Annotated in this window: 10 protein-coding genes and 1 pseudogene; 10 read left to right on the forward strand and 1 reads right to left on the reverse strand. The window is 37.9% G+C overall.

The window, feature by feature from the left end:
• The 6 genes and pseudogenes from VLZ86_RS14920 to secA form a co-directional block, all read left to right on the forward strand.
• Positions 1-529: pseudogene (locus tag VLZ86_RS14920) on the forward strand (glyceraldehyde-3-phosphate dehydrogenase); the annotation flags it as partial.
• A 143-nt stretch (positions 530-672) separates the two neighbouring features.
• A complete protein-coding gene (locus VLZ86_RS14925) occupies positions 673-1,293 on the forward strand; it encodes a tRNA (guanine-N1)-methyltransferase (protein ID WP_325452758.1) in 621 nt (206 codons plus the stop codon).
• A gap of 162 nt (positions 1,294-1,455) precedes the next feature.
• Positions 1,456-2,133: a tRNA (guanosine(37)-N1)-methyltransferase TrmD gene (trmD, locus tag VLZ86_RS14930; RefSeq protein WP_325452760.1), complete on the forward strand. Its 678-nt coding sequence runs from the start codon at positions 1,456-1,458 to the stop codon at positions 2,131-2,133.
• 448 nt (positions 2,134-2,581) lie between these two features.
• Complete coding sequence (locus VLZ86_RS14935) at positions 2,582-3,157, forward strand: cob(I)yrinic acid a,c-diamide adenosyltransferase (RefSeq protein WP_325452762.1); 576 nt, start codon at positions 2,582-2,584, stop codon at positions 3,155-3,157.
• A gap of 158 nt (positions 3,158-3,315) precedes the next feature.
• A complete protein-coding gene (locus VLZ86_RS14940) occupies positions 3,316-3,537 on the forward strand; it encodes a DUF2795 domain-containing protein (protein WP_010177336.1) in 222 nt (73 codons plus the stop codon).
• Between the two features lie 182 nt (positions 3,538-3,719).
• Positions 3,720-7,076 carry a preprotein translocase subunit SecA gene (gene secA, locus VLZ86_RS14945; protein ID WP_325452771.1) on the forward strand — a complete coding sequence of 1,119 codons (3,357 nt, stop codon included), beginning with the start codon at positions 3,720-3,722 and terminating at the stop codon, positions 7,074-7,076.
• A gap of 271 nt (positions 7,077-7,347) precedes the next feature.
• Here the strand turns inward: secA and VLZ86_RS14950 are convergent, their stop codons facing one another.
• Positions 7,348-7,608, reverse strand: a complete 261-nt coding sequence (locus VLZ86_RS14950; protein WP_325452773.1) for a hypothetical protein — start codon at positions 7,606-7,608, stop codon at positions 7,348-7,350.
• 825 nt (positions 7,609-8,433) lie between these two features.
• On the opposite strand from VLZ86_RS14950, the gene VLZ86_RS14955 reads away from it, so the two are divergent.
• The 4 genes from VLZ86_RS14955 to ccsA form a co-directional block, all read left to right on the forward strand.
• Complete coding sequence (locus VLZ86_RS14955; RefSeq protein WP_325452775.1) at positions 8,434-12,399, forward strand: AsmA-like C-terminal region-containing protein; 3,966 nt, start codon at positions 8,434-8,436, stop codon at positions 12,397-12,399.
• A 528-nt stretch (positions 12,400-12,927) separates the two neighbouring features.
• Positions 12,928-13,527, forward strand: coding sequence for a cytochrome c nitrite reductase small subunit (gene nrfH, locus VLZ86_RS14960; protein WP_325452777.1), 600 nt, complete (start codon positions 12,928-12,930; stop codon positions 13,525-13,527).
• Positions 13,528-13,538: 11 nt separating this feature from the next.
• Positions 13,539-15,038 (forward strand): ammonia-forming cytochrome c nitrite reductase, encoded by a 1,500-nt coding sequence (gene nrfA, locus VLZ86_RS14965; RefSeq protein ID WP_325452779.1) that lies wholly within the window; start codon positions 13,539-13,541, stop codon positions 15,036-15,038.
• Between the two features lie 59 nt (positions 15,039-15,097).
• Positions 15,098-18,001: cytochrome c biogenesis protein (gene ccsA / locus VLZ86_RS14970; protein WP_325452781.1), on the forward strand; the 2,904-nt coding region annotated here is incomplete at its 3' end.

Here is an 18,001-nt window from a genome sequence, read left to right on the forward strand (position 1 = left end):
TTTAGGCGTAAAATATGGTCATATAGAAACCATCCACTCTTATACAAACGATCAGAATTTAGTTGATAATTTCCATAGCAAATACCGTCGTGGTCGTGCCGCTGCCTTGAACATGGTCATCACAGAAACGGGCGCTGGCAGCGCAGTATCCAAAGCGTTACCGTCATTAGAAGGAAAATTGACTTCCAATGCCATTCGTGTTCCCGTGCCAAACGGCTCTTTGGCTATATTGAACTTGGAACTTGAAAAACCCACATCACTCGAGGGAATTCATACCATCATAAAAAAGTATGCTCTGGAAGGAAATCTTGTGGAACAGATAAAATATGAATTGAGTGATGAGCTTGTCTCCAGTGATATTGTAGGATGTTCCGCACCTGCAATTTATGACAGCAAAGCAACCATCATAAGAGATGGTGGCCAAAACATAATTCTGTATATTTGGTATGACAATGAATATGGTTATAGCCATCAAGTCATAAGATTGGCTAAATACATATCAAAAGTAAGACGTTTTACATATTATTAGTCGGATAAAACATCTAAAATAAAACTTTAACCGTATATCAAATAGCCTCCACACTGCGAGGCTATTTGTTTTAAATATTAGCGTACATCGGCATATTTTTTTTATCTTGTCCAAAATTTAATCACATCCGAAAAATCAATCCAATGCATTCTTTAAAAACTCTAACCCTTACTCTCGTCGCTTGTCTGTTTTTTGTAGTCTCCAACGCTCAAAATACTACCACCACTGAGGAGGAGGATACGTTATCGCTTACTGAAGGAACGATAGACAACCAGTTTGAATATGTCATTCAAAAATCTTACAATTATCAAGAGTATAAAAATGTAAAAAAAACTTGGTTATATCAATTAAAGGCCCACACATTAGATTCTTTAAAAGCACTTCAAAACGATTTAAAAACCACCCAAAGCACGGTGGATAGTTTGGCTCAGGAAATCGTAACCCTAAAAATGAACCTTTCTGAAACTGAATCTACGTTAGCAGACACCAATGAAGAGAAGGACAATATGGCTTTGTTTGGGTTGCAAATGAGCAAAAACAATTATAACGTTTTGATGTGGAGCATCATTGGCGCGCTATTCTTCTTGTTATTAATCTTCATTTATAAATTTAGAAATAGTAATTCTGTGACAAGATTAGCGAAAAAATCCTTGATGGAAACTGAGGAGGAATTTGAAGAACACAGACGTACAGCTCTTGAACGTGAACAAAAAGTAAGGCGACAATTGCAGGATGAGATCAATAAGCAAAAAACCTTAAAGTAAAAAACTTAAAAAATCTGTAAGAAACCTTACAGATTTTTGATTAAGAGGGCCACAGACATTTTCTAGTTTGCGTGAAATACGAACCCAATATCCTCTCTAAAATTATTGCAGATTTCTTCACATTCTGACGACTGTGCTCTGCTAACCGAAGATTTAACCAACATGCGCATAGATATCATTACTGTTTTACCTGAGTTACTTAAAAGTCCTTTCGAAGCCTCTATATTAAAACGTGCCATCGAAGCAGGGTTGGTCGAAGTCCATTTCCATAATTTAAGAGACTACACAACGGATCGTTACAAGTCCATAGATGACACACAGTTTGGTGGCGGTGCTGGTATGGTCATGATGATTGAACCTATTGATAAATGCATCTCTAAATTAAAGGAGGAGCGTGATTACGACGAAGTCATCTATATGACACCTGACGGTAACACATTAAATCAGAGCATGGCCAACACGCTTTCCTTAAAAGAGAATATTATAATTCTTTGCGGTCATTATAAAGGCGTAGATCAACGTGTGAGGGATTTATTGATTACCAAAGAGATTTCAATTGGCGATTATGTCCTTTCAGGAGGCGAATTGGGAGCAGCCGTATTGTGTGATGCAATCATCCGGCTTATTCCCGGTGTCTTGGGCAATGAAACTTCGGCATTGACAGACTCCTTTCAAGATAATTTATTAGCTCCACCTATTTATACAAAACCCAGAGAATATAAAGGCATGAAGGTGCCTGAAGTTCTGTTTTCTGGGCATTTTGCGAATATAGAAAAATGGCGCGAAGACCAAGCGTACGAACACACTAAGAAAAGGCGCCCGGATTTGCTAAAGGATTAGTATTACGCCTTCGCAAATGCTACGCACGGACAGGCAGTGTTCAGGGTTCGGGGTTCAGGGTTCAGGGTTCAGGGTTCAGGGTTCAGAGTTCAGGATAAATTTTTTTAGTTGGACCAAGGACTTAATTCCTAAAAACTTATCAATTACTTACTATCCAATAAATATTGAATGTAGAATTCTTTATAGGTGTGAATTCTGCGATCAAATCCTTCAATAAAAATTTGGGCATTCGTGGCTACTTTACCACACTATAACATCTTCGTGCTTCAGGCTTCCTTCCCCAAATTTAAAGAAATAGTCGTACTCACGATAACTCCCTACTACACCTCCACCACCTATCCCTCTACCGATTCAAAAAAAAATAGTTGCCCATTCGTGGTAAAACTTTTTATTCTAATGTATCTTCGTATATCAAGCCTAGTGCTTACAACTTCAAACTCCTTAAAAAATGAAAATCTATACAAAAACAGGCGATAAAGGGACCACCGCACTATTTGGCGGCACAAGAGTCCCAAAACACCATATCCGCATTGACAGTTATGGAACGGTGGATGAATTAAATTCACATATTGGCTTAATTAGAGATCAAAACATCGATCAACATTCGAAAGAAATCTTAATGATCATTCAAGACAGACTGTTCACCATTGGCTCCACTTTAGCTACGGATCCCAATAAGGCAACCCTTAAAAGTGGAAAAGCCCGATTGAACATTCCAAAAATCTCAGCGGCCGATATCCATCGTTTGGAAAATGAAATAGATCTGATGAATACGACCTTACCAGAAATGACACACTTTGTTTTACCAGGCGGACATCAAACCGTGTCATTTTGTCACATTGCCCGCTGCGTGTGCCGCAGGGCGGAGCGTTTAGCCTCTGCACTTAATGACTTAGAGCCTTTCCAACCGGAAGCTTTAATGTATTTAAATCGACTATCTGACTATCTCTTTGTGTTGGCACGAAAGTTGTCTCATGATTTACAAGCCGAAGAAATCCAATGGATTCCGCAAAAAGAATCCTAAAGAAATTGGGCTGTTACATTTTTTTTGATTGTATATTTAAAGTCGTGAAATCATGTAAGAATTATACGCTCTTTTAATTAATGACTAAATAATTCATTTTTTACTTGATTATATCAACAAAAAAATTATTTTTGCAAAAATTTAAAACGAATAAACAAATGTATTGGACATTAGAACTAGCATCTTATTTAAGTGATGCGCCTTGGCCTGCCACCAAAGACGAATTAATTGATTATGCGATTCGTACTGGTGCACCTTTAGAAGTAGTTGAAAACTTACAAGCAATTGAGGACGAAGGTGACTCTTACGATTCAATTGAAGAAATATGGTCAGATTATCCAACCGATGAGGACTACCTCTGGAACGAAGACGAATATTAAATAAATAAAAAAGAATAGTTAAAAAGTCTCATCAAGAGACTTTTTTTGTGCGTTATTATTTAATAAACTTAGCACAAACCGTATCTTTGTGAGCCTTAGCAGCAAAAATATCGTACAAATAATTTATATTATCATAAACGCACACTGAGCTTGTCGAAGTGTAGCTTAAACACAAATACCTTATGAGTTTTTTAGATTCCATATTAAAGGTCTTTGTTGGCGACAAATCCAAACAGGATGTCAAAGCCATCATGCCTATTGTTGATCAAATCAAAACCTATGAAAAGGCCTTGGAAGCTTTGTCACACGATGAATTAAGGGCAAAAACTGAATTTTTCAAATCTAAGATCGCTGAAGCGCGTCAGCCTTTTAACGATAAGATCGATAAACTTCAAAAAGATGCTGAAGCGACAGAAGACATTGACGAACGTGAAGACATCTATCTAGAGATTGATCGTATCAAAGACGATATCTATAAGGCTACAGAAGAAGTATTGAACACTATTTTACCGGAAGCTTTTGGTGTTGTTAAAGAAACTGCAAAGCGCTTTGTCCACAATACCTCCATAACTGTAACCGCGAGTACTTTTGACCGCGAAATTTCGGGAAGCAAAGACTATGTCACTTTAGAAGATGACAAAGCCATTTGGGCAAACTCTTGGGATGCTGCCGGAAAACCAATTACCTGGGACATGATCCATTATGACGTGCAACTCATTGGTGGTGTGGCACTACATCAAGGTAAAATTGCAGAGATGCAAACTGGGGAAGGTAAAACACTTGTGGCCTCCCTTCCAATGTACTTAAATGCACTTACTGGTAACGGTGTGCACTTAGTAACGGTCAATGATTATCTGGCAAAACGTGATAGTGCGTGGATGGCGCCATTGTTTGAATTCCATGGGATGAGTGTCGATTGTATTGACTACCATCAGCCGAATTCTGCAGCACGTAAAAAAGCATATAATGCAGACATTACCTACGGCACCAATAACGAATTTGGGTTTGACTACCTGCGTGATAATATGGCACATTCGCCTGACGATTTAGTGCAACGTCCACACCACTACGCTATTGTGGATGAGGTGGATTCTGTTTTAGTGGATGATGCTCGTACCCCTTTAATTATTTCTGGACCAATTCCGCAAGGCGAACGTCATGAATTTAACGAATTAAAGCCTAAAGTTGATGCCATCGTAGCAGCGCAACGTCATTATCTAACAGGTGTTTTGGCAGAAGCCAAGAAATTGATTGCCGAAGGCGATACCAAAGAAGGTGGCTTTAAGTTGCTGCGTGTATATAGAGGAATGCCTAAAAACAAAGCTTTAATCAAGTTTTTAAGCGAAGAAGGCATCAAACAATTATTGCAAAAAACAGAGAATCATTACATGCAGGACAATAACCGCGAAATGCCCAAAGTTGATGCGGAACTGTACTATGTAATTGATGAGAAAAATAATCAGGTGGAATTATCTGATAAAGGGGTAGACTTTCTTTCCGGAGAGGACGATCCAAATTTCTTCGTCATGCCTGAAATAGGAATGGAGATTTCTAAAATCGAATCACAAAACCTTTCCAAAGAAAAAGAAGCAGAAGCTAAAGAAGAATTGTTTAGGGATTTTGGAATCAAATCAGAACGTATCCACACCCTGAGCCAATTATTAAAGGCTTATGCCCTATTTGAAAAAGACATTCAATATGTAGTCATTGACAATAAAGTGATGATTGTCGATGAACAAACGGGTCGTATAATGGATGGTCGTCGTTATAGTGACGGTTTGCACCAAGCCATTGAAGCCAAAGAAAATGTGAAAATTGAGGCAGCCACGCAAACCTTTGCTACGGTAACCCTACAGAATTACTTTAGAATGTACCGTAAGTTATCTGGTATGACCGGTACGGCTTTGACTGAAGCTGGTGAATTCTGGGAAATCTATAAATTGGATGTCATTGAAATTCCAACCAACAGACCTATTGCTCGTGATGATCGCGATGATTTAGTTTATAAAACCAAACGCGAAAAGTATAATGCGGTAATTGATGAAGTGACCAAATTATCAGAAGCAGGCCGTCCTGTACTAATTGGAACAACCAGTGTTGAAATCAGTGAGCTATTAGGTAAGATGTTAACCTTGCGAAAAGTGCCTCACAACGTGTTGAACGCGAAGCTCCATAAAAAAGAAGCCGATATTGTTGCTGAAGCAGGCCAACCGGGTCAGGTAACCATTGCGACCAATATGGCTGGTCGTGGTACGGATATCAAGTTGAGTGAGGAAGTTAAAAAAGCAGGCGGATTGGCCATCGTGGGTACAGAACGACATGACTCACGTCGTGTGGATAGACAGTTGCGTGGTCGTGCGGGACGTCAAGGTGATCCAGGAAGCTCACAGTTTTATGCATCTTTGGAAGATAATTTAATGCGTCTTTTTGGTAGTGAGCGTATCGCAAAAATGATGGATAGAATGGGGCTCAAGGAAGGTGAAGTAATCCAACATTCCATGATTTCAAAATCTATTGAACGTGCACAGAAAAAAGTGGAAGAAAATAACTTTGGTGTGCGTAAGCGTTTATTGGAATACGATGATGTTATGAACGCCCAACGTGAAGTCATCTACAAACGTCGTCGACATGCTTTACATGGCGAACGTTTGCGTGTGGATTTGGCAAATATGATCTATGATACCTCAGAAATTATTTCTCAAACCAATAAAGCTGCCAACGACTTTAAGAATTTCGAATTTGAATTGATCCGTTATTTCTCAATGAGTTCGCCGATTACAGAGGCTGAATTCAGTAAAATGACCGATATAGAGATTGCAGGTAAAATTTATAAGGCTGCATTCAGCCATTATAAGGATAAAATGCAAAAGAATGCTGAAATGGCTTTTCCTGTGATCAAAAACGTGTATGAAACACAGCGCGATAAGTTTAAACGTATCGTCGTTCCGTTTACAGATGGCGTAAAGAGCTTACAAGTAGTTACAGATCTCGAAAAAGCTTATGAAACTAATGGGAAGCAGCTCATCAATGATTTTGAAAAGAACATTACATTGGCTATTCTAGATGATGCATGGAAAACCCATTTACGCAAAATGGACGAATTGAAACAATCGGTTCAATTGGCTGTCCATGAACAGAAAGACCCGTTATTGATCTACAAATTTGAAGCTTTTGAATTGTTTAAGGTGATGATTGACCAAGTGAACAAAGATGTGATCTCCTTCTTATTTAAAGGGGAATTGCCGTCAGAAACTACAGATGCCATTCAAGAAGCACGACAGGTACGTTCCAAAGAAAAGCTCGAAACCAAGAAGGAGGAAATCCCGAATTTGGACGAACGCTCTTCTCAAAGCAGGGCTGCTGGAAATACACAACGTCAAGAAGTGGTGGAAACCATTGTACGAGACAAACCAAAAATTGGACGTAATGATAGAGTGACCATCAAACACGTGATGAGCGGTGAAAACAAAACCTTAAAATATAAACAAGCCGAACCATTATTGATAAAAGGAGACTGGGTATTGACTGAAAACCAATAAAACACAAAAAGACCTTACAGGTTTTAAAAACCTGTGAGATCTTATTAATAAAAAAATCCTGACAGCATAAGATGTCAGGATGTTTTCGTTTTTTTACGGCTTCCAGGGTTTATATACTTTTTGAGATATATTCGGCTACTTCCTCAGACCTTCCTATATCATCGTTCAATTATAATAGTACCATATTCTGCAATAATATTAGAGCCATAAGGCTTCTAACTTCTTTTACATGCAATCAAAAAAAAATTAGCTAAACATTAGCTTAAAAGTTTTAATCCGCTTCTTTAAACTCTGTTGTTATATAGGTGTATAACGCCATACCAAATATTCCGATCGAACCAGTCCCTACACCAATTAACATAGCAAATGAAAAGTTATTATAATACCGGAGTATTAAAAAAGCGGGTATTACGACACTTACAAATCCAACGAAAAAACCAAAACTCCATGACTTTATGTTTTTAGGAACAATACCTAAATCACAATGAGAACATATCGTAACATGATTTGTTTTAAACTTAAAAACTTCCATAAAAGGAACTTTTGTTTTGCACTTGGGGCATGAAAATTTATTATCCATCTTTTGTATTAGTGTTAAATTTTAGATTTTTTTGTCACCTCAAGCAAGACCATTTCAAATTTGGTGTCATTCCACAAAATTGCACTTTTTAAATAAGAAAGGAACATCTAAAGGTTGAATTATACGGAAAATTTTGGTTGCGTAAATAACTACCCACATTATACGTATCATAACTTACCTCATCTTCATCAGCACTATTAACAAAAAGACCTGACAAATGAATAAAGTCATTATTACCAATCCATATCCCCACGCGCACTACACAAAAGATGACTGGGTTTTGACTGAAGATTAACTCAATTCCTGCTAAACCAGTTCCGAAAATTCAAAATTATAAATAAAAAGAAGTCTCTCATAAAACTTGAGATAGCCTCTTTTTTTGTTTTACCTTAAGATTTCTTTTGACCTCAAATTTCCAATATACAATTCAGAGGAATCATTTTGGTTTTGAGAGCATATAACTAATTTAATGAACTTATTCTGTCGTTAAAAATGACCGTACTATCGTCTGCGTTTCTTTCTATAGATAAAGTTATGCCTGCCTCAGGTCTAACTATACTAAAGTTAATATTGTTAGACTCATACGTAACAAGTTGAGCTTACCTCTCCACTATACCATAGTCTTGTCAAAAATCATCAGTTTGATATTTATTTTATAGATTAGCTTTTTTTATATTTGAACCGGCCCTGAAATCTGTATTATTACTGATGAAAAATATTCCATCTACAAGGCTCAATAGCCCAAATATTCTCCTTACTTTTCAATAAATTTCAACCTTGAAAACCCCGAAAGCCGCAATTAAAAAGTCTAAAAAGCAATTATGGCTTAAAAGAATTTTTATAAGCCTCATGGTCATTATGCTATTGCCCATTGGTCTTTTCACGATTGGTTGGCTCAATAGAGATAGTGTAATTGACGTGCTACAGGAGTGGTATGCTGAGAATACTTCAGGTACATTGACCATTGGTAAAGTCAATGCGCGATTTTTAAGCGGCTTCCCAAATGTCGTTTTTACGCTTAAAGACATCAAACACACTAATACAGATTCTATTTCTGATCAGGTATCACGACTTCAAATCGATGAAGCAAAGTTGGTCATTGGCGCTGGAAAGTTATTAAGAGGCAAGATTGTCTTTAAAAATATTGCCATCAAAAATGCCGAATTCCATTCTGAAGTCATATCCACCAAACCTTTAATGTATCACCAGCAACTCAAGAAAGAAAAGCAACAAAATCGAATCAAAGGTTTTAACCTACCAGATTGGGTCAACCCCACGGGTGCCAAGGTCTTATTGGAAAATGTTAAATATATTACCAAGGATAGTGTTTTAAACAAATATTTTAATCTTGACATTCATAAGATTAAAGGAGCATTTAAAGGGGATCACAACCTGTTAGTTGGAAACTCAGATATAAATATCACTGTCAACAACTTGGGATTTAACACCAATAAAGGCAGTTTCTTCAACGGGGCGATTGTAAAAGGCGTCTATAATTTTAGTGTAGATTTAGAAAATGACTTGATAGAAGTTCCTGAATTTCCACTCAAAATTGATGATCAGACCTTTCAATTAAGTGCGAATTTTGATCTTTCTGACATCACAGAATACCGATTTTCATTGGAAAATCCTAATTCAGATTTTAAAGCCCTTAAAGGGTTACTGACGGATAGCATTTCAGCAAAACTTAAAAGTTATGAGATCCAAAGACCCCTTAAAACCCATCTCAGGCTATTAGGAAAATTCGCCTACGGCAACAACCCTGATATTAACGCTGATTTTTCCACCACAGACAATGAGGTGATAGTTGCCGACAAATTTCATTTTAAGAATACCTCCTTTAGTGGTAACCTGACCAATGATCTTTATAAAACAGATAGTTTAAGAAGGGAAAAAAAGTCGGTAAAAGATTTTAAAATAACTTTTGACACCTTAGTTGCGAATCTGGAGACGATACACGTTGACATTTACAACTCATATTTCCAAAGCACACCTGAAGCCCTAAACTTTATAGACGCCTATGTGCATTTAAATGGTAATAATGAAGACTTGGCAGCGATTATTGAAACTGATAATTTTGATTTTAAGGGTGGAAAGTTTCTTTTGGATGCACACTTTTCTGGAGATATTCAAAATCCGTACGAATTCCTAAATAAGGCTTCAGGTCTGTTTAACTTGAAAAACACTCAAGTAATCCTTAAGAAAAACGGACTTCAATTACCTATCCAATCGATTACGGTTTCGTTAGAAAGGGAAAATTCCGTTTTAAGAGAGCTCACCATTAACTTGCCCAATGGAGAGGATCTTGTATTTCAGGGAAACCTAAAAAACATTGCCGGAATTTTGTCTAAGACACCAACAGTTCCTACCACAAGTCAAATTTCATTGAACTCCAAAAACCTAAACATCAATGACGTGATTGGCATGGCGAAACAATTTGTCCCAAAGTCTAGCGCAGCTGTGGATGATAGAAGGAATTTGCATGAAACTCTTGAGGCCATCTACAGCCAATTCCATCCACAATTTAGGATCAATATAGGTTCTTTAACTTATAATGATGTGGTGATAAACGCGCTAAAATCGAATATGGAGCTCATCAATTCTGAGACTATTCTATTAAGGAATTTTAACTTCAACTATGGTGAAGCCATAACCAATTTAAAAGGGAATGTCAGGGTTCACGGGCCACTTAGTCGTTTAAAAGATGCCATTTACATCAATGCGGAGGCAAGTTCAAGTGGTCCAATTTCCGTTTTTAAGGAGTTGTTCAATATTGAGCTTTTTAGAATTGACTCTGGCGATTTTAAGTTTAATGGCCATGTTACAGGTAATGTCAAAGAGCTCAGTGAACTCATGGATAATGCACGAGGTGATCTGACCTTGACCAACACTAGTCTTCACTACGAACCTGCAAAAATGGATATCACAATTGATTCCTTGTCCCTATTTGTTGATAATTCTGATATTCTACTCAAGGAATTCAATTTACAGATTGATGAGCTCCACTCCATAAATCTTGATGGACGGATTAATCAATTCCCCGTTTTTTTGTTGGACAATAAAGAAGGTCCCGCTTCTGTATCCTTGAATCTTGATGCTCCATTTATTGACGGTGATGATTTATTGGGAACCATAAACTCCTTTAAAAATGAAGACAAATCAAAGGTCCATAAAAGCAAAAAGGCTTTGCACAGCATCTTTAAAGACCTTAATAGATTTAATCCGGAAATCCAAATCGCCGTAGATTCTTTAAAATATAAAGGATTGATCACCCAGAACATCAATGCCCAAGTGTTTTTTGAAAATGATTCCATACTTAAATTGAACCATTTGGATTTACACTTTAAAGAGACTGTAGCCTATGTTCATGGTGAAATCAATGCACATTCAAGTCAAGTGGAGTTACTTAAAGACAACCCATTTGATCTTGATTTTTCGGTTGAAGTGAAAGGGAAATCTGAAGATTTGAATGATTACCTAAAGACCACTAATTTTGTGTTCAAATCGGGCGATTTTGAATTTGTCGGAAACTACAAAGCTGAATCCACGGATTTAACGCTATTGAATGCCGAGGGATTTGGCGATTTAAAAATTGCCGGCACCACGGGCGAGTTCAAAGCTGCGGGTCTTCAATTTCCAATAGACAGTTTGCATGTTGAAATAAACAATGATGTTGCCAAACTTAAAACGCTCGACATCAAATTGCCAGGGAAAAGTCAGGTTTTTTTCTCCGGGACCATCGATAATTTCTCAGAATTCATTAATGGTCCTCAGGATTTTAACCAACACAAATCTGATTTTTCTATTTATTCACCTTATTTGGACAGTTCTGATATTCAGAAATTTATAAAGTCCTCAAAATCAAATTCTGATAAAACCGATGCCCAACCTTTTAATTTCAAAGAATGGCAGGAAACCCTGTTAAAGATCAACCGATCCTTCTATCCAACCATAGCCATCGAAATTGATACATTAAAACACGATAAATTCAATGTCACCAAATTTGAATCGGAATTGTTATTTGTTGAGGACAATTTTCATATTGAAGACATGCAATTCAAGAGTTTTGGTGGCACCATCGCAGTAGATCTCGAATTAGGGATTGCTGATGTTTCCCCAACCCCTGTTACGTTGGAAATGAGCGTAAGAGATATTGATCTTAAGGAATTTCTGAGTAGTGTCAATTACTTTGATACTTCCGATCTAAAACAGGCGGATAGCATTAAAGGCCAGCTAAATTACACTATAAAAGCTCATGGCATGCTGGATGAAAGAGGTAAATTGAATCTGGATTCCTTAAATGGTACTGTTTATTTTGAACTTGAGGATTTAGCCCTTTATAATTACGAGCCCATCATGGAGAATGTACCGTTGATGAGGGCAGAACGCTTTAAAAACCTAAGATTCCAACCCATTGTACAAACGTTTGAAATAAAGGATGGTGAGATTATCATCCCGCGAACGGAAATCCAATCGACTGCCCTTCATTTATTTGCCGAAGGCCGGTTAAAACTGAAGGAGCATATGAATATCTGGATATCCGTACCTTGGAAAAATCTTAAAAACAATGACGGGCTTTCATTACCCGAAAAAACGAGTTATAAAAATGCCGGAGCAAAGTTTTTTTTACAATTGGTACAGGATCAAAATAGTGAAAAGGCGAGAAAACAAAAGCTCAAAGTCAAGTTCAAACTTGGAAATAGAAAACTTAAAAAGATGAGACGGCGATTAAAGCAGAATTAAGGATATTTCCCATAAAATGCACCTCTTTTTATATTAGTATGCCCACTTAACAATTGGTTTATCTTTCTACCAAAAACAACCATAAACCCAACTACGATGGTTTTAGTCGGATTTTTTCGGGTTTTTTCGGGTTTTGCCCGTAAAATATGGTTTACCGAAGGAACCTGAAGGAAGGGCGAATCAAACCTAAAATACATTCACAAATCAGGAACAATTAAGGGCACTTCACAAACCTAAAATCTGCCTAAAACTGAATATTACCAAATAATAATTCAAATTTAGAAACATTCTAAATCTTCTATTCTGCCGAACAAAATCGCCTCTGGATTTCCTTTAATAACAAATATTTCGCATCTTAGATACTCGGGCTTAAATAGTTAAATCATAAAACCTATCACATGGTCAACTGCATTTTTGTTATTGACAGGTTCTTACAATTTAGAGTTGATTAGAATTCATCTTTATATGACGGATGTCATTTATAGTGCTCCTCACATAGGTTATTTTTAACATACAATTCACAGTAGTATGAAGTTTAATTTTAAAATACTTCCAGAAAAAGGGTCCTCTTGGCGCACTTTTGCAATTTTTGCAATTGCTGTTGTGATGGGCATGGGCTTTTTCCTAATGCGTGAAGCCGAAGTGGTATCTTACCTATCTGACAATCCCCAAGCCTGTGTAAACTGCCACGTCATGACGCCAGTTTATAACAGTTGGATGCACAGTTCCCATAGAGAATGGGTGTCTTGTAATGGGTGTCACGTGCCCCAGGATAATATATTTAATTCCTATTATTTTAAAGCTAAAGATGGCTTATATCACTCGGCTGTTTTCACGGCCAGAGCAGAGCCAGATGTCATCACGATGCGTGAGGCATCACAAGAAGTTGTCCAAAACAATTGTATTAGATGCCACATCCAGCAAGTAACCGAAGTGAAATATGATGGCTGGCTTGATAATCATAGAGAAAACCGCACTGAAAGAGCCTGTTGGTCTTGTCACCAAGAAGTGCCACACGGTCGTATCCACGGGCTATCGACGGTAAAATATAATATCGCCCCATTACCGACGGATCAAGATGAAATGGTGATTCCGGAATGGTTGGCAAAAGAAATGGAAGCTCAATAAACCCAACAATTATGAAAAACAAAGTTCTCTTCATCGTCACAATTATAGTCGTCTTTTTGCTAGGACTCCTGGCATCAAGCATTATTAACAGGAAAAGTGAGGCCAAATACAAGTACGTGCCCAGTGTGGTAATTGGTGAAAATGAGCCACGAAATGAGGAATGGGGAAAAAACTATCCACGAGAGTATCAGTCTTATCTGCAAACGGCAGATACGACATTTCGTTCTTACCAAGGTGGTTCGGCCACTGTGGATATGCTAGAAGAAGATCCTAGAATGGTGTTGCTTTGGGCAGGATATGCTTTTTCAAAAGATTACAATCAAGGTCGTGGCCACTATTATGCCATAGATGACCTTCACAACAGTTTGCGCTCTGGAGCGCCGGAAAACAAAGAAGATGGTCCAATGCCAGCAACCTGCTGGGCGTGTAAAGGACCGGATGTACCACGATTGATGGACGAGCATGGTGTTGGGGAATTTTATGCTGGTACTTGGGCCGAAAACGTATCGGAGGTAGTCAACCCAATTGGTTGTGCAGACTGTCACGACCCTAACAACATGAAGTTGCGTATTACAAGACCTGCGTTGGTGGAGGCTTTTCAGGCCATGGGCAAAGATATCAACAAGGCCACGCACCAAGAAATGCGCTCTTTGGTATGTGCACAATGCCACGTGGAATATTATTTCAACAAAAATAAACTAGGCCATGAAGGAACCAGTTACCTTACATTCCCATGGGAAAACGGATTTTCAGTTGAGGATATGGAAAAATATTACGACGCTATTGGATTTTCAGATTGGACACACGCCATCAGTAAAGCGCCAATGCTAAAAGCACAGCATCCAGATTATGAGATTTTCCTAACAGGAGTCCATGCCGATCGTGGCGTTTCATGTGCCGATTGCCATATGCCGTATAAGAGTGAAGGCGGACAAAAGTTTACAGATCACCATTTACAATCGCCGTTAAACAATGTGGCCAACTCATGCCAAGTATGTCACAGAGAAGAAACTGCCAAACTTATTGCCAACGTATACGACAGACAAAAAAAAGCTAATGAAAACAGAATCAAATTAGAAGATGTTTTGGTAAAGGCTCATATTGAAGCTGGAAAAGCGTGGGAACTTGGTGCAACAGAAGAGCAAATGAAAGACATTCTTATGAGCATTCGTCACGCACAATGGCGTTGGGATTATACTGCTGCTTCTCATGGTGCGTCCTTTCATTCACCTGTAGAAATAGGGCGTGTATTGGGGAGTGGTCTTGCTGAAGCACAAGAAGCACGAGTTAAGTTAGTGCGGCTCTTGGCTACTTTAGGACATAACGAGCCTGTGGCAATGCCTGATATTTCAACAAAAGCAAAAGCACAAAAATATATTGGCCTTGATATGGACCAACTAAGAAAGGATAAAGAGAGCTTTAAAGCTAATACTTTGCCAAAATGGTTGGAAGAGGCAAAAGCGCGTGAAGCCAAAATGGGTTCAAAGAAAGTAGTAAGCGCCACCAAATAAAGATCCATAATCGGATTAAAACATTCTTATAAAGGCTTTTTCAAGCCAGATTACTCTCTATGAAATTAATTTATCGTTTCTTTTCGTCTTCCGTTTTAGCCTTAGTTTTACTTTTAATTTTTGCGGTTGCCATGGCAACCGCAACTTTTATTGAAAATGATTTTGGCACGGATACCGCTTGGATCAAAATCTATGACGCATTGTGGTTTGAATTAGTGATGGTGGGTTTAGCACTATGTTTTCTCGCCAGTACGTTTAAATACAACTTATGGCGAAAAGAGAAATGGGCCATACTCCTCTTTCATCTTTCGTTTATCATCATCATAATTGGTGCAGGAATTACACGATATCATTCTTACGGCGGCATCATGCGCATTAGGGAAGGTCAAAGTTCAAATATGATTATTTCAGATAAAAACTATTTGCAAGTTCATATTTCCAACGGAGAAAAAACGAGACATCTTGAAAAGAAAATGGAGTTCTCTCCGCTAAATGACAATAGTTTTTCTATCAGTTCCGATCTGGAAAACATTCCTATTGAAATTTCTTTGAAAGAATTTGTTGCCGATGCCTTACCTGAAATTGTTGATGATCAAGAAAATGGCATTCCTTTGTTACAAATGGTCACCACATCTGGAAACGGTAGAGAAACACTTTTTCTAAATAAAGGAGAGGTAGAAATCATAGGCCCTCACAAACATAAAGTAGGGTTTGAAGCCGAAGAAAAGGGAATTATTAATATTACCGAAGAAGATGGAGAGTTTAAAATATGGGCACCTCACCCACTCGACTTTTTTATAATGTCCGATCAAAAAGCGGGTGTCATAAAAGGAGATTCTCTTCAGCCGATGTCGCTTAAAACCTTATACAGACAAGGTGATCTATCATTTGTGCCACTTTCCTATCATCCCAAAGGAAGTATGAAATTGGTAAGTACGTCCGAAAAACCAAAAGACAACGACCCAACTAAGGACGATGCTGTGGTTTTAAATGTTAAGGTTGGAGATAAAACCGAAGAGGTCATGTTGCTTTATAGAAAAGGATTTTTACCTACCACTCACGAGACCATCATTGGAGACGTCAAATTGGCTTTTTCGTACGGCGCGATGCCCATTGAAATTCCGTTTTCAATAAAGTTGAACGAATTTCAATTGGAACGTTATCCAGGTTCAGAGAGTCCATCATCTTATGCCAGTGAAGTTATGGTCATAGATGGCGATACCAAAATACCTTTCCGGATCTATATGAACAATGTTTTAGATTATGGCGGCTATAGATTTTATCAGGCCAGTTACGATACCGATGAAAAAGGAACCTTACTGGCGGTCAATCATGATGTTTTGGGTACGGCAACAACCTATATTGGTTATTTTTTATTGATGATTGGGATGTTTTTTACGCTCTTCGGAAAAAGTACACGTTTTACTATTATTAGTAAGAAACTAAAGAAAATCAAGCAAAACACGACGATTCTTCTGATTGCGTTATTCAGTTCCGTGATCACATTCGGGCAAGGACCAATGCAGAAAGATTCCATACCTTCTGTAACAGAATTAGTGAAAGCTCAAGAAATTGAAAAACAACATTCAGATTTCTTCGGACGTATTTTAGTCCAGGATGTCGATGGACGGATCAAGCCTATCAATACATTAGCTTCAGAGTTTTTACGTAAAATCTATGGTAAGACCACGTTTACCTATAAAACAAAAGAAGACAAAATAAGTTTGGATGCCAATCAGGTATTCTTAGCGATGCACGTTTCACCTGGCGCATGGCAGAAAATTCCGGTCATTAAAATCGAAGCCATAAAAGGAGGGGATTTTTTCAAACCTCTCAAAATTACGGACGACGGGTATATCTCCTTTGATCATTTGATCAATCCTGACGGCAATTATGTCCTGTCAAAAATGGCAGAAGTGGCACATGCCAAAAAACCTGCGGAGCAAAACGAGTTTGACAAGGAAGTCATTAAAGTTGATGAACGGTTTAATATTCTATTCAATATTTTCTCTGGTAATTATTTAAATATCTTCCCAAACAGTTTAGATGATACGCATAAGTGGTTTAGTTATACGCACCATTTTAATGACTTCCCAGCAGAAGATGGGGTCTTTGTTCAAAACATCACAAGAACGTATTTTAATGATATCGCAACCCATAATTGGGCAGGTGCTACCGATAAACTATCCTATATAGACACCTATCAAACCACTTTGGCAAAGGACATCATCCCTTCTGAAGAACGAATAGAAGCCGAGTTGTGGTACAACCAAATGAATCTTAATTTTTGGCTGTTCCAAACCTTTTTCACCATTGGTTTGATCATGCTGGTCTTGGCACTTTCTAAAATATTCGTTCAGAAGCAATTTATAAATATCCTTTGGAATATTCTCATATTAATTTCATTGATCAGTTTCTTGATATTTACCGGAAACATTCTCCTACGTTGGTATATTGCACAACATCCACCTTGGAGTAACGGTTATGAAATGATGGTTTTTGTAGCTTGGGTATTGATGCTTTGCGGATTAATGACGTTTAGAAAATCTGATTTTTCACTGCCTTTGGCGACGTTATTTTCGGGCTCCCTCCTATTTGTGAGTTACTTGGATTGGCTAAATCCGGAGATCACCAATTTAATGCCGGTATTGAAATCGTCATTTTGGCTTAAGGTGCACGTGGCTACCATTGTCAGTAGTTATGCGCCGTTGGCATTATCTGCCGTCTTAGGCTTTATGGCCTTAATATTAATGATTATAAGAACGAAAAGCAGTGCCTACAAAATTGATATCCGCATTAAAGAACTTTCGTATATTAACGAGATTTCCATGACCATAGGCTTATTTGTATTGACCATAGGTACCTTTTTAGGCGGTGTTTGGGCAAACGAATCGTGGGGACGTTATTGGGCTTGGGATCCAAAAGAAACTTGGGCATTGATTTCAATCATTATATATGCCATT

The sequence above is a fragment of the Gelidibacter sp. genome, from assembly GCF_035515035.1.
Taxonomy (GTDB): Bacteria; Bacteroidota; Bacteroidia; order Flavobacteriales; family Flavobacteriaceae; genus Gelidibacter.